The following is a 25,767-nucleotide window of genomic DNA, read 5'->3' on the forward strand; positions in this document are numbered from 1 at the left end:
GGGCCCGCGGCACCCGCACCGTCTCGGTGCCAAAGGTGCCGGTGAGCTGTCGCTTCCGGTGACCGTGGCGATAGCCTTTTGCCGGGCCGTCCCCACGACGGTAGCGAAGCCGGCCGAGGAAGCTGGCCAGCTCCTCTTCGAACACGGCTTCGATGGTCGCGCGCACGTTGGCTCGAAGCCGCTCTTCGATCAGATCGAACCCGGCCTCTTCGGCCAGTAGCGCAAAGCTCGCGGTGTCGGTAATCTGGTTCATGGCGTGATCTCCCTGGCGGTTGCCGCCGCCGGTTGGGTGGGTGTCAGTTCACCCGGAGATTACGCCGCCCTCGAATTTCCACCACCTCCGCGACACGACCGGGCCCCGGTCGATCAGTCTCAGTCGAAGGTCGTGGGCTGGACTTCATCAACGAAGTCCGGCGTCAGCGACGAGACCCAGTCGATCGAGTTCTCGCCAACCGGCGTCATGATCTGCTCGCCGTCGAAGATCATGATGTCCGTCAGCGTGGCGAAGGAATAGTCCCCGCTCTGGACCGTGGTGCCGACAAGCTGCGCCTCGACACCCTGGTGGTCCTCGGCGCGGATCGTGACGGGACGGCCAAGTCCCTGGAACTCCAGCCCCTCGTAGGCCGCGATCAGCTGCTGCTCGTCCGGCCAGTTCCCGCCGTTCGCCTCAATGGCCTTGGAATAGGCCGCCTCCAGCGCCTCGAAGGCCTGGACCATGTGGAACACCGAATAGATCGGGTAGGCGCCGGTCCGCTCCTTGAAGTCGGCGACGAAGCCGTCGAAGGCTTCCGTGCCGACCATCTCGGGATGGTCGAAATAGTGGTCCCCGCGGCCGCCGATGATCACACCGTCCGGCAGGGCCGATCCCAGCGCCTCGAGAGAGCTTTCGCCGAGTCCCAGCACGAACTGGCTCTGGTTCATCAGGCCCCGCTGCGCGGCCTGCTGGACGAAGGTGTTCAGATCGCCGCCCCACGAGGTCGACAGGATCACGTCCGGCCGCATGGCCGACAGGCGCGAGATCTCGGTCGAGAAGTCGGGCGCACCGAAGGCCGGGAAGAATTCGCCCACGACCTCGACATCGGGCTTCATCGCCTTGAGCGCGGTCGAGAAGATCTCCCAGCTGTCGCGACCCCAGGCGTAATCCTGGTTCACCACCGCGATGGTCTGGAAATCGGGGTTGGTCTTCAGCAGGTACAGGACCAGCGCCAGCATGTCGCTGGTGGCGTGGCTCTGCGTGCGGAAGACGTAATCGTACTCGCCCTCCTCGAATACCCGCTGGGTGCCGCAGTCCCACATTATGTTGATGACTTCGAGATCCTCGGCCAGCGGCGCGATCTGCATGCAGTTTCCGGACGAGATGCCCGAGAACATTATGTCTGCACCCTCTTCCTCGACCTGGCGGCGGTACTCGGCGGTGAAGGCCTCGCCGCCAGCACCCTCGTCGATGAAGTTGACGCTGACCGGGACACCTTCGATGCCGCCCGCCGCGTTCAGCTCTTCGGCCAGCATCTCGGCCGCGTCGCGGGCCGGCACGCCGAACACCGATGCCGGGCCGGTCAGGAACGTCGCAACCCCGATGGTGATCTCGTCCGGCTTGTCCTGCGCCTGGCCGGCGGTGGCCAGTGCGCCCGCAAGGATCGTCGCGCCAAGTAGTGTTCTCTTCAGCATGGTCTGTCCTCCCCAGAAACTCGCCGGCATGGCGAGAGCTTTGGGGAATTAAACGGGTCGGGTGACCTTGCGTCCAATACCGAGACCCGTTGGGCGCCATAGGATCTCGCTCTAGCGCGCCGCAGAGCGCAGACGAAGACGGCGCCGCCGAAGCGACGCCGCCCGCGCCTGGTCAGCCTGTCGGACAATCGTCAGATCTTTATCGAGACACTTTTCACGTGCGAGTAATGCTCGATCGCCTCGATCCCCTTCTCACGACCGTAGCCGCTGTTCTTGTGGCCCCCGAACGGGGTCTGCACGGACATGGTGTTCCAGACGTTGACGAAGACCTGGCCCACCTCGATCTCGTCCGCCACCCGCAGCGCACGCGACACGTCACGGGTCCAGAGCGTCCCGATCAGCCCGTAGTCGCTGTCATTGGTTATGCGTATGGCGTCTTCCTCGTCGTCGAAGGGAATGGCCACCAGAACCGGGCCGAAGATCTCTTCCTGGGCGATGCGCATGTCATTGTCGACGTGACCATAGACGGTGGGCTGGATGTAGAAGCCGTTCTCGTGCCCCTCGACAGTGGCGACCGCGCCGCCGGTCAGGCATTCGGCGCCGTCCTTGTCGGCCACGTCGAAGTATTCCTGAACGCGCTTGAACTGCGCCGGGGTGATGATCGGGCCCAGACCCTCGCCCGGCTTCACCTTCTGCGCCTCGGCCACGACCTTCTTCATGAACGCGTCGTAGATCGACCGCTGCACCAGAAGCCGCGTCCCGGCCGAGCAGACCTGCCCCGCGTTCAGGGTGAAGCCCTTGACGGCCTCGGCAGCGGCGATGTCCTGGTCGGCATCCTCGAACACGATGTTGGCGGACTTGCCGCCCAGCTCCAGCGTCAGCGGGATGATCCGTTCGGCGGCGATACGGCCGATGGCGCGGCCCACGCCCACCGATCCGGTGAAGGCGACCTTGCGGATACGGTCGTGGCTGACGATGGCCTCGCCCACCGCCTGGCCGGTGCCAAGGACGATGTTGATGACCCCATCCGGGAAGCCGACCTCGGTCGCCATCTGCGCGAGCGCGATCGTCGTGCGCGAGGTAATCTCGGACGGCTTCGCGACGGTGACGTTGCCCGCCACGAGCGCGGGAGCAATCGCGCGCGCAGCCTGGTTCATGGGCAGGTTCCATGGCGTGATGACACCGACGATGCCGTAGGGCTCGCGCTTGGTGAAGACGTGCTGATCGGGTGCAACGTCGAGGATGTCGCCCGTGGGCAGGTAGACAAGGCTACCGTAGAATTCGAAATAGGCGGCGCTGCCCTCGATCTCGGCGCGGGCGCCGGCCATGGGCTTGCCGGTATCCGCGCGCTCCATTTCGGCCAGCAGTTCGGAGTTTTCGCGGATCTTGTTGGCCAGGGCCAGCATCAGGCGTCCGCGCTCGGCCGCCGCCATCTTGCGCCAGCCCTTGGCCGCCGCGCTCGCGGCCTGCACCGCGGCGTCGACCTCGGACTTTCCGCCCGAGGCCACCAGCAGCCCGGGCGCGCCCGTCATCGGGTTCGTGATCTCGAGATAGTCCTCCGCCGCGGCGACCGACTTGCCGCCAATCCAATGGTCGAGCTTCTCGAGTTCGCCCGCGTCAATCTTTGTCTGCGTGTTCATGTCATACCTCGTCTGTATAGCGAGTCGCGATCACTTGATCTTCAGGGTGATGCCGCCGTCGATGGGCAGCTCGATGCCGGTGATCGATTTGGCCTCGTCCGAGGCCAGGAACACCGCCGCATGGGCCACGTCCCAACCGTCGCCCATATGGCCAATGGGCACGAGCGCGTCGCGCTGGCGCACCATTTCCTCGGCCGAGCCGTAGACCGAAACGACGTTTTTTTGATGGATCAGCGGCGTGTTCATCAGACCCGGCAGGATCGTGTTGCAGCGGATTCCCTTGGGCCCGTAGTTCAGCGCGATGTCGCGGGTGAAGGCATTCACCGCGCCTTTCGATGCCGTGTAGCTGATGCAGGGATAGCCCAGCGAGTGGGTCGAGGCGATCGAGCTCACGTTGATGATCGAGCCTTTACCCTGCTTCACCATGATCGGCAGGATGTGACGGCAGGTCAGGTAGATCGACTTGACGTTAATCGCCATCAGCCGGTCCCACTGCTCCTCGGTCAGTTGCTCGGGCGTGCCGGGGTCGATGACGCCCACGTTGTTGTGCAGCACGTCGATGCGGCCGAATGCGTCCATGCAGGCCTGTACGGTCGCCTCGACTTCGGCGGCCTTCGACACGTCGCAGATCCGCCCTTCGACGGTGCCGCCTTCATCGCGGATGATCTGAATGACGTCGTCCAGCGCTTCTCGATTGATATCCGACGCATAGACCTTGGCGCCCTCGCGGGCGAACTGGACGGCGGCCGCCTTGCCGTTGCCCCACCCTTCCCCGATGGAACCCGCACCGGTGATGAAAACCACCTTGTCCTTCAGTCTCTCGCCCATGATCCGGTCCTTCGCCCTGGAGCTCGTTTGCCAAACGATGTCACCCGGGCGGTCCGGTCACAAATACCGATCCGTTCTGATCAATATAGGCGCAGGCTCTACCCGCGCTCAGGCGCCGGTGGCCGCGTCGAGCACGGCGTCGTCGGCCCGCCAGATGCCGCGGTCGACCAGGTCGCGAATGACCAGCATCGTGGTGCGTTCCAGCTCGCGGCTGGCCTTGGTGACGGGCTTGGCCGGATTGCGCACCAGGTAGATCGGGCGCACCATCTTCGGCTCGATGATCGGCGCCATCACCAGCTCGCCGCGTTCCAGGAAATCCTGCGCGGCGGCGGGCGCGAGAATGGTGAACGCCGATCCGCGCGACACCATGATCTTGATCTGGCTCAGCGCGTCCATTTCGGTGCCTACGGTCAGCGCCACGCCGCTCGACCGGGTGAAGCGGTCGATCATGGTTCGCAGGCCGTGGTGCTGCGAGGGCAGGATCAGGTCGATCTCGGCCAGATCGGCCAATCTGACCTCGGTCCCGGGCGGTGTGTCGAACGGCCAAGCGTCGGGGGCGGAGAAGAAACACAGCTCTTCGGTCATCAGCTTGGTGTGATGCAGGTGCCGAACCGACGAGATGTCGTAAAGCAACCCGAGGTCGATGCTCTGATCCTCGAGCCATGTCTGGATGAACCCGCTCATCGCCTCGATGGCGCGCAGCCGGACCTTTGGCAGCTCGAGCCGCACCGTTTCGGCCAATGGCACCGAAAGGACCATCGAAACCGAAGATGGCAGGCCGAATGTAACCTCGCCCATGGGTTCCGACCCCGACTGGCGCACCGCCTCGACCGCGACTTCCAGGGCGTCCGTGATGCGCTGCGCGTGGGAGAGCAGGACCTCGCCCGACGCAGTCAGCGATACCCCCCGCGGCGACCGCTCCAGCAGCTTCACGCCAAGCTCCCGCTCGAGGCTGAGAACGTGCTGCGACAGCGACGGCTGGGCCACCGATACGCGCAGGGCCGCGGCCGACAGCGACCCTCTTCGGCGATGGCAATAAAGTAGCGTAATTGCTTGATATCCATGATCAAGCGTCCTCCCCGACGAGGACCCTAAGGCCGCACGACGTCGCTGGAAAGGGGCTGTTCGACTCCGTATCGGGAAGAGCGCTAGAAGATTTCCCTATCGGCTCCACCGGAAAGCCGTCTTACCCGCGCCGACCGCCCCGGTGCTAGGAACCCTCAGCATCGCCATTCGAGGAGGGACCGGCGCCGTGTCCGACATCATCCTGCATCACTACGACCTGTCGCCATTCTCGGAAAAGATCCGGCTCGCCATGGGCGTGAAGAGTCTGGACTGGCACTCGGTCACCGTCGAGGCCGTGCCGCCGCGCCCTGATCTCGACGCGCTTACGGGGGGCTACCGCCGCCTGCCGGTGCTGCAGGTCGGCGCCGATGTGTTCTGCGATACCGAAGTGATCTTCCGCGCGCTCGAGCGGATCAAACCCGCGCCCACGCTCTACCCGCAGGGTGAAGGCATCGCCAAGGCCCTGTCGCTCTGGTGGGACCGGACGACCTGGAAACCGGCCATCGGGGTTCTGGTCGCGCATATCGGCGAGCATCTGCCGCAGGAATTTCTGGACGACCGCCGGGATCATTACCTGGGCTACGACATCTCGAAAGAGGGCATGGCGCCCATGCTGCCCGCCTATGTGCAGCAATTGGTGGCCGTGAAGGAATGGCTGTCCTCCATGCTGGCGCAGAACGGACCGTTCCTGACCGGCGACACGATCAGCGCGGCCGACCTGACCTGCTATCATTCCCTGTGGCTGCTGCGCGCCAATGCGGGGGCCGAGATCATCGACAGCCAGCTGGGCCTGGGCAGCGATATCACCGGCTGGATGGATCGCGTCGCGGCCGTGGGCCACGGCAACTCGACCGAGATTAGCACGTCGGCCGCGCTGGAGGCTGCCAAGGAGGCCGAGCCAGACAAAGCGCATCTGCCGCAGGGCGAAGACCCCAGCGGCATCGCCAAGGGCACCCGCGTCACCGTGACACCCGACGACAACGCCCGCGTCCCGGTGACCGGCACGCTGGTGGCCGCCAATGGGCAAGAAGTCGTCGTCGCGGTCGATGGCGACGCGACCGGCACCCTTCACATCCACTTCCCCCGCGCCGGGTTCGAAACCCTGCCGGCCTGACCCGTCCTTTCTGGAGGAGACGCAGATGAAAGACCTGACCAACACCCCGAACAAGCAGCGCGCCGCCGACTACTTCAAGGCGTTCGCGACGCAAGACCGCGACTGGCTCGAAGCCAATGTCGCCAAGACCTACACCCGTAACGACACCACCCTGCCCTTCGAGGTCGTGGGCCCCGAGGGCGTGCTGAAACTGGGCGACGTGCTGCTGGGCGCGTTTTCCGAGGTCGAGCTGGATATCCAGGACATCATCGAAGAAGACGACAAGGTGCTGGTGCGCCTCCAATTCCGCGGCGTGCAATCCGGGCCCTTCGGCGATCACCCGGCCAGCGGCAAACGCTTCGACGTGATGGTGCTGGATTTCTTCCGGATGGAGGACGGCAAGATCGCCGAGCAGTGGCCCGCCATCGACAACCTGGGCCTTCAGCAGCAGATCGGCATGATCCCGGCCTGATGGATGTGACATTTCTTTTCGTGCCGGGCGACCGGCCCGAAAGGTTCGCAAAAGCGCTGGCCTCGGGCGCGGACTGCGTGATCCTCGATCTCGAGGACGCGGTGCGGCCCGATGCCAAGCAGTCAGCGCGCGATGCCATCCTGCGGGCCGAGCTCGACTGGGACCGGGTCGCGATCCGCATCAACGACGCGGCCTCGCCCTGTTTCAGCGACGACCTGGCGTGGCTGGCATGGACCCGGGCCGGCGCCATTGTCGTGCCCAAGACCGAAAACCCGGATACGCTCGACCGTGTGCGGCTTGCCGTGGGGCGCCCCGTGGAGCTGATCCCGCAGATCGAGACCGCGCGCGGGCTTGACCGGACCAAGGCGCTCCTGTCCGTGCCCGGAGCCACGCGCGCGGCGTTCGGGCACCTGGATTTTGCGCTGGATCTGGGGATCGCGACCGACTGGGACGCGCTGGCGTATTTCCGTTCCCGCCTGGTGATGCAATCGCGGCTCGCCGGGGCGCTGCCGCCCATCGACAGCGTGACGGTCGATCTGAAGGACACCGATTTGCTGGAGCGCGAGGCCACCGACGCCCGCCGCTTCGGCCTTGGCGGCAAGCTGTTGATCCATCCGGCGCAAGTTGGCCCGGTGGCGCGGGCTTTCGCGCCAACCTCCGATGAAGTCGAATGGGCCCGGCGCGTCATCGCGGCCATCGAGGCGGGCGGCTCGGGGGCGCTATCGCTGGACGGCAAGATGATCGACAAGCCGGTGGAAGACGCCGCGCGCCGGATTCTCGCGCGCGCGGGCGACCGAGGTTGAGCTCAGGCGCTGCGGCGCCAGAGCTTGGGACCGGCCTCGTGAACCGAATTGCCTTCGTTATCCACGGCCAGCGTCACCGGCATATCCTCGACCCGCAGCTTGTAGATCGCTTCCATGCCAAGGTCCTGGTAGGCCACCGGCTCGGCCTCGCGGATGGCCTTGGACACCAGGTACGCCGCGCCGCCCACGGCGATCATGTAGACCGCCCCGTGCCTGGCGATGGCCTTCAGGGCCTCCGGTCCGCGCTCGGCCTTGCCGATCATCACTTTCAGGCCCGTATCTGCCAGCACACGATCGGTGAACTTGTCCATCCGGGTCGACGTGGTGGGACCGGCAGGGCCGATAACCTCGTCGCCCACCGGATCGACCGGACCCACGTAGTAAATCGCGCGGCCCCGCAGATCGACCGGCAAATCTTCGCCACGATCCAGCGTTTCGACCATGCGCTTATGGGCAGCGTCGCGGCCCGTGTAGAGCGTGCCCGACAGCAGAAGCGTGTCGCCGGGCTTGAGCGAGGCCAGCAGCGCGTCGTCCAATGCGTCGAGATCAATGCGCCGCGCGTCGGCGGCCGCCGCGTCAAGCGTCACTTCGGGCCAGAGGCTCAGATCCGGCGGATCGAAACTTGCCGCGCCAGAGCCGTCCAGCTGGAAATGCACGTGCCGCGTGGCCGCGCAGTTGGGGATCAGCGCGACCGGAAGCGACGCGGCATGGGTCGGGAAGTGGCGCACCTTCACGTCAAGGACCGTGGTCAGACCGCCCAGCCCCTGCGCGCCGATGCCCAGCGCGTTCACCCGCTCGTATATCTCCAGACGCAGCTCCTCGACCGGATCGGATGGTCCGCGCTTCAGCAGCTCGTGCATGTCGATGGCATCGTTCAACGACATCTTCGCCATGGCCATCGCCTTGTCGACGCTGCCGCCAACGCCGATGCCCAGCATACCCGGCGGGCACCAGCCCGCGCCCAGCGTCTCGACCGTGTTCACCACCCAGTCGGCCACCGAGCCCGAGGGATTCAGCACCGCGAATTTCGTCTTGTTCTCGGACCCGCCGCCCTTGGCGGACACGGTGATGTCGACCTTGTCGCCGGCGACCATCTCGACATGCAGCATGGCCGGCGTGTTGTCGCCGGTGTTCTTGCGTATCCCGAACGGGTCGCGCACGACCGAGGCCCGGAGCGGATTGGTGTCCAGCAGGTAAGCCCGACGCACGGCATCGTCGACGATGTCCTGCAGGGGACGTTTCCACGATGTGACGGCCTCGACCCCCACCTCGACGAAGATATTCGCGCTGCCGGTATCCTGGCAGATCGGACGGCGGCCCAGCGCGCACATCCGCGAATTGGTCAGGATCTGGCCGATGGCATTGCGGGCGCCCGCGCTTTCCTCGCGCGCATAGGCGTCGGACATGGCCTCGATGAAGTCGACGGGGTGATAGCAGGCGACGTATTGCAGCGCGTCGGCGATGCTGTCGGTGACGTGGGCCTCGGTGATCGGGGGCATTCGGTCCTCAGGTGCGGCGGATGACATCGGTAATGGCGCCGTCACGATATTCGCTGACCGCGACGATGTCAGCGTCTTCCGATCTGGTCGGGGCACGTTCGGCCTGGGACTGCGCCAGCGCGTGCAGCTCGGCCATCGCTTTCGGGGCCAGCCCGGCATGCACCAACCGGTCGTGCAGATCCGGGCGCGCCGGGTTCACCGCGATGCCGTGATCGGTCACCAGCACGTCCACGGTCGGCCCCGGCGTGGTCAACGTGCCCACCCGGTCGACCAGTTTCGGAAATCCCGCCGCGGTCAGCTTTGAGGTGACAATGGCCAGTTTCGCGCCAGCGGCCGTGTCGGCGTGGCCCCCCGAGCCGCCGGCAATGGTGCCGTCGGACTGGGTCGTGACGTTCACGTTGAAGTCGAGGTCGATCTCGGTCGCGCCAAGAACCACGGCGTCGAGCCGGTCCACCACCGCCCCGCGATCGTGCGGGTTGGCATACATGGACGCCGACATGCCCTGGTGCCGATCGTCGCGACCGAAACTTTCCACCGCCCGAAGATCGAAGCACTGCACGTTCATGAGGATTCGAAACAGCCCGGCCTCCAGCATGTCCACGTGAAATCCGGTGATGCCACCACTGGCGAACCCGCCGGTTACGCCCTTTTCGGTCATCCTCTCGCCCACAGCCTTTGCGGTCGCCAGCGACGCGCCGCCGGCCCCGTTCTGCAGCGAGAAGCCGTCCACCAGCAGGCCGGACGCGTCGATCACCTCGGTCGCGAGGCGCGCGATTTCCAGGTCGGCGGGCTTCTCGCTGGGTCGTGTCGTGCCGGACAGAATGCCCTCCCGGTCGCCGAGGCTGTCGACAAGGGCCACGAGATCCACCCGGTCCTGCCCGATCTGGATATTGCGCACCGGGTAATCCGCCAGCGTATCGGTTACGGCGACGACCTTGCGGGCGTGGATCGCGTCGCACTGGGGATACCCGAGCACACCACAGGCGCGCGGGCCCTCCGTTCCGCTGATATTGCCCAAGGCGTCTGCGCTGGGGGCCGCGATGAAGGCCGCGTCGATCACCAGCTCGCCCGCCGCGATGGCCCGCGCCCGCCCGCCATGGGTGCGCAGCACAACCGGCTTTTGCAGCGCACCGCGCGAGACGGCCTGCGCGACGGGGCCCGACAGGAAGTTGGTGCACAGCCCGGTGACCACACCCGTTTCCATGTGCGGGACCAGCGGAGCGTGAACCGGGAAGATCGAAGACGCCGCGACGTGCAGGTTCCGCAGGCCCAGCCGCGCGCAGGCGTCGACGACGGCGCACAGAACGGCGTCCCCGTTTCGCAGGTGATGGTGGAAGGACAGCACGGCACCGTCCTCCAATCCCAGCGCCCGGATCGCTGCGGCAAGGTCTGGCACGACCAGCTCGTGTCCCCGCCGCGCGGTCTTCGTGATGGCCGCCGGCTGCGCGATGCGGATGCTGCCGAGACCGTCAATGCGGCTGGGAAAATGGAGCCGGTCGAGCATGGTGTCACCTGCCATGGTTTTGCGGCATCTGACCATGGGGGCCGAAGGCGCGGAAATAGAATAATCTTGGGCATGCCATAGGATACACCTCTAGCCATCCCAATAAGCGGTGCCGGAACCGTCCGCATCGCCCGCTTGGCAATCCGCGGCCCTGGAATGGCGTAAGGAAACCAGCTCGATTGCGCCGAATCTGTCGCGGCACGCTGCCGAGCAAGCCGCAGTAAAAGCCAAGTGTCGCGTATCAATTTCAATCAACTGCACTCGATATACGCAAAACCTATGGGTTCAATCTGGCTTTCGTATTTCCGCCACCGCCGCCTTCCCCGCCATACTGAAGGCCAAGACGCCAGAGTCCCGACCGGACCCGAAGCGTCGGGAGGACATCACCGCGGCCGCTGAGCCGACCGCGCACCCCACGGAAAGGGAGAGACCATGACCCTGAAGACCACGCTCGCCGCCGTCGCGCTTGCCACCACCGCCATGTCGCCCGTCCTCGCGCAGGACGAACCGCTGCGCCTTCTGGTGCTCGACGACATGACCGGCATCTATTCCGGCAATGGCGGGCCGAACACGCTTCGCGCCGTCGAAATGGCCGTCGAAGACTTTGGCGGCGAGGTTCTGGGCCGCCCCATCGAGGTGATCTCGGCCGACCACCAGAACAAGCCCGACGTGGGCTCCGCGCTCGCGCAGCAGTTCATCGACGAGCAGAACGTGGTCGCAATGACGCTCGGCGGATCCTCTGCCGTCGGTCTCGCCGCCCAGGCCCGCGCCGGTGAGGAAGGCGTCATCACCCTGGTCTCGGGCGGCTACGCGCCGAACTTCTCGGGCGATCAGTGCACGCCCTACAGCTTCCACTGGGCGCCCACGACGCGGGAACTGGCCCGCGGCGTCGCCGGTGCCGTGGTCGAACAGGGCGGCGACAGCTGGTACCTGATCACGCCCGACTACGTGTTCGGGCACGCCCTGGCCGCCGATGCCACCGCGGCCGTCGAGGCCGCCGGCGGTTCGGTCGTGGGTGAAACGGTGCACCCGCTGAACACCAACGACATGGCCTCGGCCCTGCTGTCCGCGCAAGGATCCGGTGCCAAGGTTTTCGGCCTGGCCAATGCGGGCACCGATCTGGAGACGACGATCAAGCAGGCGGGCAATTTCGGCCTGTCCGACCATCTTGCCGCGATGCTGGTCTTCGCCAACAACGTGCAGGCGCTGGGGCTGGAGCAGGCGCAGAACATCCGCATGGCGACCTCGTTCTACTGGGATCTCAACGATGAGACCCGTGCCTTCGGCGAGCGGATCATGGAGATGAACGGCGGCGAGGTTCCGACCATGGGCCACGCGGGCGCCTACAGCGCGGTGACCCATTACCTGAACGCCGTCCGGGAAGCCGGCACCGTCGACGCCGATACCGTGACCGCGACGATGAAGGAAATGCCGCTGAGCGACGGCTTCTACCAGAACGCGTCGATCCGCGAGAATGGCCGCGTCGTCTACGACATGCTGCTGGCCGAGGTGAACACGCCCGACGAGTCCACCGGCCCCGCCGACATCTACGAGATCGTGGCGACCATCCCGGGTGACAGCCTGTTCCTCTCGGCGGCCGAAAGCGGCTGCCCGCTGACGGCCGACGCCACCAACTAATCGCATCTCCCCACCTCGGGGGCCGGCATGTCCGGCCCCTGCCTTTCCCATTTCCAATGCCAAGGCGGACTGTTCCATGAAGCTGATGAAAAGCACCACATCGCCCTTCGCACGGCTGGCGCATATGGCCCTGATCGAGGCCGAGGCGGAATACGAGATCGAACTGCTGAACCCCTGGGCCGACCCCGAACAGCTGGTCGCCCTGAATCCCTCCAAGCGCGTGCCGTGCCTGCAGCTGGATGACGGGACCGTGCTGACCGAGGCCATGGTCATCGCCATGTATGCCGCCGACATCGCGCCCGAAGGCTCGCACCTGAAAAGCAACACCTCCCACGATTACGAGATCTGCGGCCTGGCCTTCGGCGTGATCGAGGCCGCCGTCTACATGATGACGGGCCGCAAGCTGTTCTCGGACGATCTGGGGGTGGACGAATTCGACAGGACCCACCCCGTCGCCCAGCGCCGCCGCGACGCCATGATCGTCGGCCTCGGCCGCATCGAGGCGCTGGTGGACCGGCTGTCCGAAAACCGGCTCGGCCTCGCCGAGCTTCTGGTCGTGGACGCCGTGCAATACATGGATTTCCGCTTCCCCGACAGCGACTGGCGCCCCGAGATCCCCAGGCTCGACGCGTGGATCGAGCGGGCCCACGAACATCGTTCGGTCAGCGAAACCATCCCGTCATGACCGCCCACGACCGCACGCTGCAACAGCCAGTCGCGGCGCGCGCGGCCCTATCGGCGCGAGGATTGTCCAAGCGTTTCGGAGATTTCCAGGCGATAGACGACGTGACGCTTGAAGTGGCCGAGGGCACGATCCACGCCCTGATCGGCCCCAACGGCGCTGGCAAGTCAACGCTGTTCGGCCTGCTGACCAAGTTCATTCCGCCCACCAGCGGCACCATCACGCTGGGCGGCACCGACATCACGCGCTTCAAGCCCGAGGAAGTCGTGCGACAGGGCATGGTGCGGTCGTTCCAGATCTCCGCCGTGTTCCCGCACCTGAGCCTGCGCGACAACGTTCGCGTCGCGCTGCAGCACAAGCACGGGCTCGACCGGCAGTTCTGGCTGCCCGAGCGCCGCCTTAACGCGCTGAACGGCGAGGTCGACGCGCTGCTCGACAAGGTCGGGCTGAGCGACCTGGCCGGGCGTCTCGCCTCCGAGGTGTCCTATGGCCGAAAGCGTGCGCTGGAACTGGCGACGACGCTGGCGCTCGATCCGCAGGTGATGCTGCTGGACGAGCCCATGGCGGGGATGGCCTCGGCCGATATCGGCACGATCGCCGACCTGATCCGCCGCTCGGGTGAGGGGCGGACCATCATCATGGTCGAACACAACCTCGACGTGGTCGAGGATCTTTGTGACCGCGTCACCGTGCTCGCCCGCGGCGCGGTGCTGGCCGAGGGCAGCTTCGACGAGATCCGCGCCAGCCAAGAAGTGCGCGAAAGCTATATGGGGGCCGGCCATGACTGAGCCGCTTCTGGACGTCAAAGACCTGCACGGCTGGTACGGCGAAAGCCACGTGTTGCACGGCGTGTCGCTGTCGGTGCAGGCGGGCGAGACCGTCGCGCTGATCGGGCGCAACGGCGCGGGCAAGACTACCACCCTGCGGGCCATCATGAACCTGCTGTCACGGCGCGAAGGGCAGATCCGCTTTTCGGGGCGCGATATCATGGGCGTGCCGCGCCACCGCGTCGCCTATGAGGGTCTCGGCTTCGTGCCTGAGGAGCGCGGCATCTTCCACTCGCTCAGCGTGACCGAAAACCTGCGCCTGCTGCCGCAGACCGGCCCGGACGGGATGCGCGACGACGACATCTACCGGTTCTTCCCGAACCTGAAGGAGCGCGGCCGCGCCGGCGGCGGGACGCTGTCGGGCGGCGAGCAGCAGATGCTGGCCATCGCCCGCGTCTTGCGCACGGGCTCGAAGCTTCTGCTTCTGGACGAGCCGACCGAGGGCCTCGCTCCGGTCATCGTGCAGCGCATCGCCGAGATGCTGCGCGCATTGAAGGACAGCGGCATGACCATGCTGCTGGTCGAGCAGAATTTCCATTTCGCCAAGTCGCTGGCCGACAGGTTCTTCCTGATCGAGAACGGGCAGATCGCGGGCAGTTTCGCCCGCGACGAGTTCGACGCTCACGCCAGCGCCATCACCGAAGTCGTGGGGGTCTGACATCATGATGACCGTATTCGGAATCGCCCTGCCCGTCCTCGCCGGACAGCTTCTGATCGGGCTGTTCAACGGGGCGTTCTACGCGCTTCTGTCGCTGGGGCTGGCCATCATCTTCGGGCTTTTGCGCATCATCAACTTCGCCCATGGCGCGCTTTACATGCTGGGCGCTTTCGTGGCCTTCCTGCTGGGCGAATGGCTGGGCTTGCCGTTCTGGCTGTTGCTGGTGGTGGCCCCGCTGGTGGTCGCCGCCTTCGCCGCGGTGATCGAACGGGGCCTGCTGACCCATCTGCAGGGACTCGATCCGCTCTACGGCCTGCTTCTGACCTTCGGGGTCGCCCTGATCGTCGAGGGGCTTGCCCAGTACCAGTTCGGTGTCGCGGGACAGAATTTCTCGGCGCCGGCCGCCCTGTCGGGGGCATCGAACCTCGGTTTCATGATCATGCCGCATTACCGCGCGTTCGTGATCGTGGTGTCGCTGATCGTCTGTCTCGCCACATGGGCTCTGATCGAGCGCACGAAACTGGGCGCGCTCCTGCGCGCGGCGACCGAGAACCGCCCGCTGGTCGAGGCGTTCGGGGTGAACGTGCCGCTGCTGCTGACCGCGACCTATGCCTTCGGCGCGTTCCTCGCGGCCTTCGCGGGGGTCATGGCTGCGCCGGTGTTTCAGGTCAGCCCGCTGATGGGATCGAACATCGTCATCGTCGTCTTCGCCGTGGTGGTGATCGGCGGCATGGGATCCATCGGCGGGGCCATCGTGTCGGGCTTCCTGCTGGGGCTCGCCGAGGGGCTAACCAAGGTGATCTATCCCGAGGCGTCAAACATCGTCGTCTTCGTCATCATGGCGATCGTCCTCTTCTTCCGGCCGAGCGGCCTGTTCGGCAAAACCGTGTGAGGCTGAGATGAGCATTACCGACAACACGGATTTCGCCGATCGCGGCGCGGGCCGGAGCATCGATTGGAAGATGCCCGTGGCCATCGCCGTCCTGCTGGGGCTGATGGTGGTGGCGCCCTTCGTCGCCTACCCGATCTTCGTGATGAAGCTGCTGTGCTTCGCGCTGTTCGCCTCGGCCTTCAACATGCTTCTGGGCTATACCGGCCTGCTCAGCTTCGGGCACGCCACCTTCTTCGGCGGCGCGGCCTATGCCACCGCCCACGCGGCCAAGGTCTGGGGGCTGGAGCCGCTGACCGCGATCCTGTTCGGCACGATCTGCGCCGCCGCCATGGGGGCAGCCATGGGCATCGTGGCGATCCGGCGGCAAGGCATCTATTTCGCGATGACCACCCTGGCGCTTTCGCAGATGGCTTATTTCCTGTTCCTGCGCGCGCCCTTCACCCATGCCGAGGACGGCATCCAGAACGTCCCGCGCGGCAGGCTGCTGGGGATGATCGATCTGGGCGAGACCATGGCCATGTACGGCCTTGTCTGCGCGGTGTTCCTGGTGGGCATGGCGGTGATCTGGCGCATCGTCCACTCGCCCTTCGGGCAGGTGCTGAAAGCCATCCGCGAGAACGAGGCGCGGGCGATTTCGCTTGGCTACCGCGTGGATCGCTACAAGCTGGGGGCCTTCGTGATGTCGGCCGCGCTGACGGGGCTGGCCGGTTCGACCAAGGCGCTGGTGTTCCAGATCGCGACACTGAACGACGTGGCCTGGCACATGTCCGGCGAAGTCATCCTGATGACCTTGCTGGGCGGTGTGGGCACCGTGCTCGGCCCCATCGTCGGCGCGGGCGTGATCGTCGCGATCCAGAACATGTTCGCCACGACCGGCTTTCCGGTCTCTGTCATCATGGGCGCCATTTTCGTTATCTGCGTGATGCTGTTCCGCAAGGGCATCGTCGGAACGCTAGGTCAGTACCTGCGGCAGACACGGCGCGATCCAGGCGCCAAGGAGTGATCCAACCTGCCCGGCGCGCACAAGCCAGGTATTCGGCGAGGATCAGTCTCGTGCCGAAACTCTTCGGCCTGACCGCAACGGTCCGCATCCAGCCCCCAAGGCCTGGGCCCCACCCGGAAGCGCGGAGAACCAGGCCGATCCTTCCCGCGTGAATACAGCATCCACGTTTTGCGCGCGCGAACCCCGGTGGATGGCCGAAATCCCGTGACACTGGCACCTTTCCATGCAGAAATAAGAATGTGTATTGCAGGGAGGTTTCGGAATGATCACCAGACGCCAGTTCATCGTCAGCGCCACGGCATCCATTGCCTCCAATCATGCGTGTCGCGCATGGGCTTCGGCGCAGGCGGACATCGGATCGGCCGAAATCATGACGCTCAGCGACGGTCACCTGGTGCTTCCCGAAAGCTTCCTATACGGCGATCTTGCGACCGATCAGGTCGACGCGGTGCTATCCGCCGCGAATGCGGCGGCGGGCGGGCTCGAACCCCCTTGCAACCTGACGCTGTTCCGACGTGGCGACGCCCTGGTGCTGTTCGACGCGGGCTCCGGTCCGAGCTTCATGCCGACCGCCGGCAAGCTGCCCGAGGCGCTTGGCGCGGCCGGCGTCTCGCCCGACGAGATCACCCACGTGATATTTACCCACGGGCATCCCGATCACCTTTGGGGGGTGCTCGACGATTTCGACGAGCCGTTCTTTCCGAATGCCACCCACCTGATGGGCGAAGAGGAACTGGCCTACTGGACCGATCCCGACACGCTGGAGACCATCGCGCCCGAACGGCAGAGTTTCGCCGCGGGAGCATCGCGCCGTCTCGGCCTGCGCAAAGGGCGGATCGAGACGTTTAGGGGCGGCGATACCGTTCTGCCCGGTGTGACCGCGATCGCGACGCCGGGCCATACGCCGGGACACATGTCGTTCGAGGTCACCGGCGAGACCGGGCGCGTTCTGTTGATCGGCGACGCCATCGGCAATGGCCATGTTGCATTGCGGCGCCCTGAATGGCACGCGCCCGCCGATCAGGACCCCGAGACAGGGGCCGCGACGCGCATCGCGCTTCTTCAGCGTATCGCCGAAGCGGAAACGCTGTCGGTGGGCTTCCATCTGCCCGGTGACGGGCTGGGCCGGATCATCCGCGACGGCGACGCCTACGCGTGGTCGCCCGCCTGAGCGCTACTGGGCGGCCATGGGTCGGCGGGCCAGCTGACAACGCGCCCACAGCTCACCCAGCGCCGCCACCAGCCGGTCCATGTCGGCGTCGGTGTGGACGGGCGACGGCGTGATGCGCAACCGCTCGGTCCCCCGCGGCACGGTGGGATAGTTGATCGGCTGGATGTAGATACCGAACTCGTCCAGCAGCAGATCCGAGATATAGCGGCATTTGACCGGGTCGCCGACCATGACGGGGACGATGTGGCTGCAGTTCTTCAAATGCGGCACGCCGATGGCATCAAGCCGCGAGCGCAGTTCGGCCACCCGGGCCTGTTGCCCCGCGCGCTCGGCAGCCGAAGTCTTCAGATGCCGGATCGCCGCCAGCGCGCCGGCGGCCACAGACGGAGGCAGCGCGGTGGTGAAGATGAACCCGCTGGCAAAGCTGCGGACGAAATCCACCAGCGGGGCCGAGGCCGCGATATAGCCGCCCATGACGCCGAAGGCCTTGCCAAGCGTACCCTCGATCACGTCGACCCGGTGCATCAGGCCGCGCGCCTCGGCGATGCCCGCGCCCCGGGGACCGTAAAGGCCAACCGCGTGCACCTCGTCCAGGTAGGTCAGCGCGCCGTAGCGTTCGGCCAAGTCGCAGATTTCGGCGATCGGGGCGATGTCGCCATCCATGGAATAGACGCTCTCGAAGGCCACGATCTTGGGCCGGCCGTGCGGAACCGCCGCCAGCTGCGCTTCGAGATCGGCCAGTTCGTTATGCGCCCAGATCCGCTTCTCGGCGCCGGAGTGACGGATGCCCTCGATCATGCTGGCGTGGTTCTTGGCATCCGACAGCACGATGCAGCCCGGCAACCTTGCCGCCAGCGTCCCCAGCGTCGCCCAATTGGCGACATAGCCCGAGGTGAAGACCAGCGCGGCGGGTTTGCCGTGCAGGTCCGCAAGCTCGGCCTCGAGCTCGGCGTGGTATCTGGTGTTGCCCGAGATGTTGCGTGTCCCCCCCGCTCCCGCGCCCGCTCCATCGATGGCGGCGTGCATGGCGGACAGCACCTCTGGATGCTGGCCCATGCCGAGGTAGTCGTTCGAACACCAGACCGTGACCTCGTCCGCGCCATCGTGGCCGTGGCGGGTCGCGCGCGGGAACGCGCCGCGATGCCGCTCGAGCTCGGCGAAGGTACGATAGTTTCCCTCGTCGCGCAGGTCGTCCAGCGCGGCCGTGAAGGCGGCGTCGTAGTTCATTGCCCGGCGGCCTCGCGCGCGATGTCGTCCAGCAGTGTCTCGACCTGGTCCATCGGACCGTCGGGATAGGTCCGGTAGCCGATCATCACCTGCCCGTCCCGCTCGGCCGCGAAGACACCGTAGGGGCAAAAGGCGATGTTCATCGGATCGGCCTCCATCACCTCGCGGCTGATGACGGCCGAACAGAAGATGTAGATGTCCGCCGCGGAAAAGATCTGGTCGCCGCCCACGTCCTCGCGCGTGCGGTTCAGCATATCGCCCACGTGACTGACGTAATCCACGACCAGCCCGCGGTTCACGATGGCGTTTTCCACCCCGAAGGTCGCATCATCGAAACTGCCGCCGTAATCGTAGGTCACGACATCCTGCGCGGCTGAAAGGCCTGGCGTCAGGGCGATCAAGGCGATCCAGAGGGTGTGGCGGACGGACATGGTGGTTCTCCTCGTGATGGTCTGACCTCAGGATCCCGGACTGCGCCGGGCCGCGCATTGATCGGGCTCAATCCAGCGGCCATTTCGCGCCTCAGTGCGTGCGGATGTAGGTATAGCCCTGCTGCTGCAGGTACGACAGTTCAGCAACGCCCGAGGGCACGATGTCTTCGTCATAGACCTCGAACAGCGAAACGGGGTCGATGTCGAGGCCCACCAGAGTGTTGTTGCAGACCCGAACCTCGACGCCGCGCGACTTGAGGCCCAGAAGCTGGTTCTGAAGGTCCAGATCGCTGTTTGCCTCCTGCACCAGACCGATGCCGTTGCCGTGCACCACGATAACCGCACCCAGATTGGCGTCGCCCACCGCATCCATGTGGTTCTTCAGGTTGCGGAGCGATCCCTTGTATGCGCGGTTCCCTTCGCCCCCGGGGAAGTTGACGTGATACACGACCCGCTGCTCGCCGTAACGGTCGCTGGTCTGGGCGCCGGCGGTCAGCCCCCCCAAGACCACGGCAAGCGCCGCGGCCAGTCCGAAAAGCAATCCACGCATCTTGTTCCTCCTTCGATTTTCAGACGTCGAAGATCCGTCCAGCGACCAGGCCGCCGGACGGGATCGTTTGGATGAGCTCAGGCGGCCCCGAACATGTCCGACGTAATCGCGTCGTACCAGGCGAGGCTTTCGCGATAGGTATCCGCGCGCAAACCGACATCCTCGCCCGGCTGGCTGATGAACCCGCCGGTCGAGGCGATCTTTTCTTCTGTCGCCTCGTAATTCGCACCGACCTTCACGCCATCGGGCTGATCGACCGCGTGGATGAGCGACCAGCATGTGTTCGAGTACTTGGCCGGGAAAACGCGGCTGTCGGTCAGCGCACCGCGCACGGCCATCGCCGCAACCTTGGCCTGGCTGTTGGCGGAGAAGCCGGATTTGGGCATGTCGCCCTGCGCCGATGCATCGCCGAGGATATGAATGTCGGCATCCATCTTCGAGCTCATGTCCGCGGCGTTCACCGGCGCCCAGTCGCCCTCGGTCAGGCCCGCTTGGTGCACGATACGGCCCGCCTGCATGGCCGGAATGACGTTCACCACGTCGCCCTTCTCCACCGCGCCGTCGATATCCACCGTCATTTCGGCCGGGTTCACGCTGACATTCGCGCCGCCGAAATCGGGGCCGAGCCGTTCGATCATGCCGGAATAGTGCCGCTGCCAGCCTTCCTCGAACAGCGCCTGCTTGCTGAACTTTTCCTTCAGATCAACAATCAGGATGCTGGCGGTCGGGTTGTTGTACTTGAAATAGTTGGCAACCATCGACACCCGCTCGTAGGGGCCGGGCGGGCAGCGATAGGGGTTCGGCGGGGCCACCATGATGAAGCGGCCGCCCTCGGGCATCGCCTCGAGCTGCGCCTTCAGCAGCTGGGTCTGGCTACCGCCCTTGTAGGCGTGGGGCATGGCGTTTTGAGCGGAGACATCCCAGCCGGGCATGGCGCCGTCCTTGAAGTCTATGCCGGGCGACAGGATCAGCCGGTCGTAGGGCAAGCTGCCACCGCCTGCGAGCGACACGGTCTTTGCGTCGCGGTCGACGCCTACGGCGTAGTCATGCACGACGTTGATGCCATCAGCCGCCAAAGCGCCATAGGTATGGCCGAGGCTGTCGAACGTCCGCACGCCGCCGAGATAGAGGTTCGAGAACCAACAGGTGTAGTAGGTGCGCGATGGCTCGATCAGGGTGACATCGATGGCACCGTTGCTGTCCTTCGCGATATAACGCGCGGCGGTGGCGCCGCCGGCTCCGCCTCCAACGACGACCACGCGTGGACGGGATTGGCCCATCACCATCGGGGCCGACAGCGCCGCGGCCAGCGCCGCGCCGGTGCCCATGAAATGTCTTCTGTTCAGTGTCATACGTGCTTCCTCCCAAAAGCCTTGGCGATGAATCTACGGTGTCTCCGTCTCGAAAAATGCGGCCAGGGCCGCCATTTCGTCATCGCCCAGCGCCATGGCGACGTTCTTCATGGTGGCGTTCTCGCGCACGCCAGACTTGTAGTCGTGCAGCGCCGAAAGCATGTATTCGCGCGGCAGTCCCGCAAGGGGCGGGATCCGCCCGCCCCCGCCGTGGCAGGCCGTGCATTCGGTCGCGAGGTATTCGCCGTAGGCCACGTCGCCCTCGATCTCGAGCAGGGCATCGATCGGCGCCACGTCCTCGGCCGACACGCCGGTCGCGCACACCAATGCCAGCATCATCCCGGCGCAAGCGGAACTGTATCCCCGATCACTGGCCATGACTGGCCAGGAAAGCGATGATCGCGTCGCGGTCGGCCGTGTCGCGCAGTCCGCGAAAGGACATCTTCGTCCCCGGCATGTAGCCGCGCGGGTCCTCCAGATAGGCCGCGAGCGTCTCGTGGTTCCAAATCAGCCCTTCGGCATTGGCGTCCTCCAGGGCCGAGGAATAGCGGAAGCCGTCGACCGAACCGGCCGTGCGCCCCACCACGCCGTTCAACTGCGGGCCGACCTTGTTGTCCGCGCCCTCACCCACCGCGTGACAGGCCTGGCACTGGCGGAAAAGCTTTTCGCCCGACGCCACCAGTTCGGGGTCCAGCGCCGCGACCTCTTCGGCGGGCACCGCTTCAACGGCCACGGTGTCTTCCCGGGGCGTCTCGGCTTCGGCCTCGGCGACCTCAAGCTCGGTCGCATTGCCGTCGGTCGCCATGTCGGTGGCGCTGACCGCCTCGGCCGGTGCCTCGGCGGCGGTCTCGACCGCGTCGGCCTCGCCTTCCGGTGTCACGTCCAGCACGCGGGCGCGCATGGTTATCTCGACCGCGTCCTTGCAGTTTTCCATGCAGGGCTCGGTCCGCCACTGCGCCAATTCGGCCTCGGCGCGATCGTCCGGAAAGAAACCGTCGGCGTTGGGCATTTCGACGTCCAGGAACGTGTCGCGCGACAGCTCGAAATCATCCTCGACCACGTTGTTTAGATAGAGAATATAGGCCGTCAGGGCGTAAACCTGATCAGGCTCCAGCGACTGTGCGTTGCCGAAGGGCATCGCGCGGTGGATGTAGTCGTAGACTGTCGAGAGGTAGGGCCAGTAGCTGCCCACGGTCTTGACCGGGTCCTTGCGGTCCAACGTGTCCCAGCCACCCGCGATCACCGGCCAACGGCCCACCGCCTCGCCGAAATCGCCGTGGCACATGGCGCAGTTCTCGACCCAGACCTCTTCGCCCGTCCAGACATCGCCCGACCCCTCGGGCAGGCCGGTTCCGTCGGGGCGGATGTCAATGTCCCACGCCGCGACTTCCGCTTCCAATGCGCGACGGCCCAAACCGAACCCGCCCTCGCGCGACAGTTGGGTGCCGGTCGCCTCAAGGGCGTCGGCGGCGGCCTGCACGACATCGGTCCCTGCGGCAGCGTCGCTGTTGCCTTCCATCGGCGCCGTATCGGCCGTGTTCTCGTCCGCATGAGCGGGCGTGACCAGGGAGGCCGTGGCGACATGTTCGGCGCCCTCGACGATGTCCGCTGCAACCTCGGCCAACGCTTCGGGCTGCGCGACGGTCGTTGCCTGAGACACGCGGTAAGCACCGTCGACGGGGCGGAAGATCATGCTGTCCGCACCGATCACTGCCGCGCCCAGGACCGCGCCGGTCCCGACGAGGGCCGGGATCAGGATCTGCACGGTGTTAAGAGATCTCGACATTCTCGGCCTCCCCGTTGGCATTCACGGCCCAGGTCTGAATGCCGTTATTGTGGTAAATCGAATTCTCGCCGCGCACCTGGCGCAGCATGTCCTTGGTGGGCTGCACGTAGCCGGTGCTGTCCATGGCGCGGCTTTGCAGCAGGAGGGGCGCGCCGTCCCAGTCCATCTCGTAGTAGAAACGGTGCATGGACTTATCCATCGATGGGCCGGACATGCGGGCCTCGTGCCAGGTCACGCCGCCATCGGTGGTCACGTCCACACGCGGGACGGTGCCCCGGCCGGACCAGGCGACGCCAGTGATGACCAGCGGGCCCCTGCCGTGGGTGATGGGGGCCTGTGGGCTGGGGTTGGTGATGACCGACTTGGCGTCCATCTCCCATGTCCATTTGCGGGCGCGGCCGTTATCCAGGAGGTCGGTGTATTTGCTGGTTTCCTCGCGGTGCTCCCAAGGCTGATCGCCCACTTCGAGGCGGCGCAGCCATTTCACCCACATGTTGCCTTCCCAGCCCGGAACGACCAGCCGGACGGGATACCCCTGCTCGGGGCGAAGCGCCTCGCCGTTCATCTTGAAGGCGACGAGACAATCGTCCAGCGCCTTTTCCATGGGGATCGAACGGGTCATGGCGGACGCATCCGCGCCCTCGGCCAGCAGCCACTTGCCCCCGGTCTTTACGCCTGCCTCTTCCAACAGCAGCCGCAGCGGCACGCCGGTATACATGACGTTGTGGATCATGCCGTGGGTGTACTGGCAGCCGTTCAGCTGCGCGCCCGCCCATTCCATGCCCGAGTTCGCGGCGCATTCCAGGAAATGCACGCGGTTCACGCGCGGAAAGCGCATGAGGTCCGCCATGGTGAATACCAGCGGGGTGTCCACGAGCCCGTTGATCATCAGGCGGTGCTGCGCCGGATCGACCTCAGCGATGCCTGCATGGTGCCGCTCGAAGCACAATCCATTGGGCGTGATGATGCCGTCGAGCTCGTGCAGCGGCGTGAAGTTGACCGACGATACCGGATCGGCGGTGAGCCATTCAACGTTGCGGCGCACCACATGGGCTTCGTGCTCGGACGGATGACCATAGGGGCGAGCGTCCACGCCCTCGCCCAGATACCGCATCCATGGCTGAAGCTCGGTGATGGCGGGGTCGGCCTGCTGGGCCACCGCGCGGCTGCCGGTGACGGCGGCGCCGGCAACGGCGGCCCCTTTAAGGAAGGCGCGGCGTGTCGTGTCGCTCATGGTCATCCTCCGTTGGTCAACCGGCCTTCAGGGCGACGGTCGTGTTCTCGGGCACGCTGACGGTGCCCTGGTTGCGAATGTGGCTTTCGACCACGTCCCAGATCGGCGGGCCCTCGGTGCCTTCGTTGACCGAAGCCCAGCCGGCGATGACGTAGCTCCGGGAGGGATCGATCGGCTCGCCCGTGGACAGCATGGTGAGGTCGGACAGGCGGCTTCCCTGCTCGGCGGCGATGTCGATGCGGTAGCCCAGGCCCCCGACGCGAACCATGTCGCCGCCCTGCTGGTAATAGGGATCGGGGTTGAACAGGTTGTCGGCCACGTCCTCCAGCACGATCTTCAGCATGTCGCCCGTCATCTCGGTGCGGTAGGCCGCCGGATAGCTCATGGCCGTCGCGTTGAAGATATCCTCGCGCGTGATGTCCTGGCCCGGCATCACCGATGCGCCCCAGCGGAAGCCCGGCGACAGCGCGATCTCGGCGTCGCGTTCAGTGAGCAGCGCCTGGCAGATCAGGTCGTCCCAGGTGCCGTTGAAATTGCCCCTGCGGTAAAGAAGGCTATCGGTCTGGCCGATCACCTCGGCCATCTCGTCGGCGAAGGGGGCGCGGGTCTCGCTCACCAGCGCCGCCATCTCGGGGTCCGGCGCGATCACGTCCGCGAAGATCGGGATCAGGCGGTGGCGCACTTCGCCCACCCGCCCGTCGGCAACGTCCAGATCCACGCGGCTGACGAACTTGCCGTGGCTACCGCTGGCGATCAGGTGGGTGTCACCGACGCGCACGGGTTCCGGCAGCGCGTCATGGGTATGACCGGTCAGGATCACGTCGATGCCCGGCACCTCGGCCGCCAACTTGCGGTCCACGTCGAAGCCGTTGTGACTGAGCACCACGACCACCTCGGCCCCGCCGGCGCGGGCCTCTTCGACCACCTCGGCCATGCGTTCAGCCCGGACACCGAAACTCAGATCCGGAAACATCCACGACGGGTTCGCGATGGGAAGATAGGGGAAGGCCTGGCCGATCACGGCGACCTGTGTGCCGTTCCGCTCGAACCGGGTCATCGGCTCGTAGGCCGGTTCGTCCCACATGGCGTCGAAAATGTTAGCGCCCAGGAAGGGGCAACCGAGCTCATTCTCGACGATCTCGGTCACGCGGTCGATGCCCAGCGTGAATTCCCAGTGCGAGGTCATGGCCTCGACACCCAGCGCGTTGAAAAGCCGTACCATGTCGCCGCCATTCGTGCGCAGCGAGGGCAGCGATCCCTGCCAGGTGTCGCCGCCATCCAGCAGGATCGCGCCCGGCGCCTGATCGCGGATCGCTCGGACCACGGTGGCGATACGGTCGAGCCCGCCCATGCGTCCGTATTCCCGGCCCAGCGCCACGAAGTCCTGGTAGGTCAGAGCGTAGTCCAGAGCGGATCCCTGTTCGATCCCATAGGCCGCGCGGAACTCAGGCCCGGTGATATGCGGCGGCTTGCCCTCGACCTGTCCGACACCAAGGTTGATCGACGGCTCGCGGAACCAGATCGGCTGGGTCTGCGCATGGATGTCGGTGACGTGGACAACGGTCACATCGCCCGCCCGAGGCGCGCCGATCAGCCCGTCCTGCGTCAGCGACTGCTGGGCGGCAAGGCGGCCCCAGTTGCCGGTGGCCGACAGACCCCACAACGCCGAGGTGGCAAGACCCGCTTGAAGAAAATCACGGCGCGAGATCATCGGGGATCCTTCCGTTCTGTCACATTCTAATTG

At 65.8% G+C, this 25,767-nt stretch carries 25 protein-coding genes; 10 read left to right on the forward strand and 15 right to left on the reverse strand.

The genetic code is table 11. From position 1 onward, the window contains the following. From BMX96_RS17360 to BMX96_RS17380, 5 genes are all read right to left on the reverse strand, one after another. A partial coding sequence (locus BMX96_RS17360) for a transposase (RefSeq protein WP_175481780.1) occupies positions 1 to 253 on the reverse strand: 253 nt, incomplete at its 3' end. A 119-nt stretch (positions 254 to 372) separates the two neighbouring features. Continuing rightward, positions 373 to 1,668, reverse strand: a complete 1,296-nt coding sequence (locus BMX96_RS17365) for an ABC transporter substrate-binding protein (protein ID WP_091846632.1) — start codon at positions 1,666 to 1,668, stop codon at positions 373 to 375. A 191-nt stretch (positions 1,669 to 1,859) separates the two neighbouring features. Beyond that, positions 1,860 to 3,308: an aldehyde dehydrogenase family protein gene (locus tag BMX96_RS17370; protein ID WP_091846633.1), complete on the reverse strand. Its 1,449-nt coding sequence runs from the start codon at positions 3,306 to 3,308 to the stop codon at positions 1,860 to 1,862. Between the two features lie 30 nt (positions 3,309 to 3,338). Continuing rightward, the gene (locus tag BMX96_RS17375) at positions 3,339 to 4,136 is read right to left on the reverse strand and encodes an SDR family NAD(P)-dependent oxidoreductase (protein WP_091846634.1); all 798 of its coding nucleotides are present in this window, start codon (positions 4,134 to 4,136) and stop codon (positions 3,339 to 3,341) included. A 108-nt stretch (positions 4,137 to 4,244) separates the two neighbouring features. Continuing rightward, positions 4,245 to 5,123: a LysR family transcriptional regulator gene (locus BMX96_RS17380; protein WP_330220655.1), complete on the reverse strand. Its 879-nt coding sequence runs from the start codon at positions 5,121 to 5,123 to the stop codon at positions 4,245 to 4,247. 265 nt (positions 5,124 to 5,388) lie between these two features. Between BMX96_RS17380 and BMX96_RS17385 the strand changes: the two genes are divergently transcribed. Genes BMX96_RS17385 through BMX96_RS17395 form a run of 3 tightly spaced genes read left to right on the forward strand, consistent with a single transcriptional unit; the run spans position 5,389 to position 7,569 of the window. Further along, positions 5,389 to 6,315, forward strand: a complete 927-nt coding sequence (locus tag BMX96_RS17385; RefSeq protein ID WP_091846635.1) for a glutathione S-transferase family protein — start codon at positions 5,389 to 5,391, stop codon at positions 6,313 to 6,315. A gap of 25 nt (positions 6,316 to 6,340) precedes the next feature. Further along, on the forward strand, positions 6,341 to 6,766 hold the full coding sequence (locus tag BMX96_RS17390) for an ester cyclase (protein ID WP_175481781.1): 426 nt from the start codon (positions 6,341 to 6,343) through the stop codon (positions 6,764 to 6,766). After that, positions 6,766 to 7,569, forward strand: a complete 804-nt coding sequence (locus BMX96_RS17395; RefSeq protein ID WP_091846637.1) for an HpcH/HpaI aldolase/citrate lyase family protein — start codon at positions 6,766 to 6,768, stop codon at positions 7,567 to 7,569. Before BMX96_RS17390 ends, BMX96_RS17395 begins: the two co-directional genes overlap by 1 nt. A 2-nt stretch (positions 7,570 to 7,571) precedes the next feature. Here the strand turns inward: BMX96_RS17395 and BMX96_RS17400 are convergent, their stop codons facing one another. Beyond that, entirely contained in the window at positions 7,572 to 9,068 is a 1,497-nt protein-coding gene (locus tag BMX96_RS17400; protein WP_091846638.1) for a fumarate hydratase, read from the reverse strand. Between the two features lie 7 nt (positions 9,069 to 9,075). Then, positions 9,076 to 10,572: a citrate lyase subunit alpha gene (gene citF / locus BMX96_RS17405; RefSeq protein ID WP_091846698.1), complete on the reverse strand. Its 1,497-nt coding sequence runs from the start codon at positions 10,570 to 10,572 to the stop codon at positions 9,076 to 9,078. A gap of 432 nt (positions 10,573 to 11,004) precedes the next feature. On the opposite strand from citF, the gene BMX96_RS17410 reads away from it, so the two are divergent. The 7 genes from BMX96_RS17410 (at position 11,005) to BMX96_RS17440 (ending at position 17,443) form a co-directional block, all read left to right on the forward strand. Further along, complete coding sequence (locus BMX96_RS17410; RefSeq protein WP_091846639.1) at positions 11,005 to 12,210, forward strand: ABC transporter substrate-binding protein; 1,206 nt, start codon at positions 11,005 to 11,007, stop codon at positions 12,208 to 12,210. 85 nt (positions 12,211 to 12,295) lie between these two features. Further along, on the forward strand, positions 12,296 to 12,895 hold the full coding sequence (locus BMX96_RS17415) for a glutathione S-transferase N-terminal domain-containing protein (protein WP_175481782.1): 600 nt from the start codon (positions 12,296 to 12,298) through the stop codon (positions 12,893 to 12,895). After that, on the forward strand, positions 12,892 to 13,680 hold the full coding sequence (locus tag BMX96_RS17420; protein WP_091846641.1) for an ABC transporter ATP-binding protein: 789 nt from the start codon (positions 12,892 to 12,894) through the stop codon (positions 13,678 to 13,680). Before BMX96_RS17415 ends, BMX96_RS17420 begins: the two co-directional genes overlap by 4 nt. Further along, complete coding sequence (locus tag BMX96_RS17425; protein WP_091846642.1) at positions 13,673 to 14,377, forward strand: ABC transporter ATP-binding protein; 705 nt, start codon at positions 13,673 to 13,675, stop codon at positions 14,375 to 14,377. The genes BMX96_RS17420 and BMX96_RS17425 overlap by 8 nt, the downstream gene beginning before the upstream one ends. Before the next feature lie 4 nt (positions 14,378 to 14,381). Then, the gene (locus BMX96_RS17430) at positions 14,382 to 15,269 is read left to right on the forward strand and encodes a branched-chain amino acid ABC transporter permease (protein WP_091846643.1); all 888 of its coding nucleotides are present in this window, start codon (positions 14,382 to 14,384) and stop codon (positions 15,267 to 15,269) included. 70 nt (positions 15,270 to 15,339) lie between these two features. Further along, positions 15,340 to 16,272 carry a branched-chain amino acid ABC transporter permease gene (locus BMX96_RS17435; protein ID WP_091846699.1) on the forward strand — a complete coding sequence of 311 codons (933 nt, stop codon included), beginning with the start codon at positions 15,340 to 15,342 and terminating at the stop codon, positions 16,270 to 16,272. A 262-nt stretch (positions 16,273 to 16,534) separates the two neighbouring features. Beyond that, the gene (locus tag BMX96_RS17440; RefSeq protein WP_091846644.1) at positions 16,535 to 17,443 is read left to right on the forward strand and encodes an MBL fold metallo-hydrolase; all 909 of its coding nucleotides are present in this window, start codon (positions 16,535 to 16,537) and stop codon (positions 17,441 to 17,443) included. Between the two features lie 3 nt (positions 17,444 to 17,446). On the opposite strand, the gene hemA is transcribed toward BMX96_RS17440, so the two are convergent. From hemA to soxB, 8 genes are all read right to left on the reverse strand, one after another. Next, the gene (gene hemA / locus BMX96_RS17445) at positions 17,447 to 18,670 is read right to left on the reverse strand and encodes a 5-aminolevulinate synthase (protein ID WP_091846645.1); all 1,224 of its coding nucleotides are present in this window, start codon (positions 18,668 to 18,670) and stop codon (positions 17,447 to 17,449) included. Beyond that, positions 18,667 to 19,101, reverse strand: a complete 435-nt coding sequence (locus BMX96_RS17450) for a DUF302 domain-containing protein (protein WP_091846646.1) — start codon at positions 19,099 to 19,101, stop codon at positions 18,667 to 18,669. The genes hemA and BMX96_RS17450 overlap by 4 nt, the downstream gene beginning before the upstream one ends. Positions 19,102 to 19,192: 91 nt before the next feature. Further along, entirely contained in the window at positions 19,193 to 19,651 is a 459-nt protein-coding gene (locus tag BMX96_RS17455; RefSeq protein WP_091846647.1) for a DsrE family protein, read from the reverse strand. Between the two features lie 77 nt (positions 19,652 to 19,728). Further along, positions 19,729 to 21,003 carry an NAD(P)/FAD-dependent oxidoreductase gene (locus tag BMX96_RS17460; protein ID WP_091846648.1) on the reverse strand — a complete coding sequence of 425 codons (1,275 nt, stop codon included), beginning with the start codon at positions 21,001 to 21,003 and terminating at the stop codon, positions 19,729 to 19,731. A 33-nt stretch (positions 21,004 to 21,036) separates the two neighbouring features. Beyond that, the gene (locus BMX96_RS17465) at positions 21,037 to 21,342 is read right to left on the reverse strand and encodes a c-type cytochrome (protein ID WP_175481783.1); all 306 of its coding nucleotides are present in this window, start codon (positions 21,340 to 21,342) and stop codon (positions 21,037 to 21,039) included. A gap of 28 nt (positions 21,343 to 21,370) precedes the next feature. Next, positions 21,371 to 22,789, reverse strand: a complete 1,419-nt coding sequence (locus BMX96_RS17470; RefSeq protein WP_330220656.1) for a c-type cytochrome — start codon at positions 22,787 to 22,789, stop codon at positions 21,371 to 21,373. Continuing rightward, positions 22,773 to 24,023 carry a sulfite dehydrogenase gene (soxC, locus tag BMX96_RS17475; protein WP_407944683.1) on the reverse strand — a complete coding sequence of 417 codons (1,251 nt, stop codon included), beginning with the start codon at positions 24,021 to 24,023 and terminating at the stop codon, positions 22,773 to 22,775. Before soxC ends, BMX96_RS17470 begins: the two co-directional genes overlap by 17 nt. Positions 24,024 to 24,039: 16 nt before the next feature. Next, positions 24,040 to 25,734, reverse strand: coding sequence for a thiosulfohydrolase SoxB (gene soxB, locus BMX96_RS17480; protein WP_091846651.1), 1,695 nt, complete (start codon positions 25,732 to 25,734; stop codon positions 24,040 to 24,042). Positions 25,735 to 25,767 lie beyond the last annotated feature (33 nt).

It is taken from the genome of Palleronia pelagia, assembly GCF_900110115.1.
In the GTDB taxonomy this organism is placed as follows: domain Bacteria; phylum Pseudomonadota; class Alphaproteobacteria; order Rhodobacterales; family Rhodobacteraceae; genus Palleronia; species Palleronia pelagia.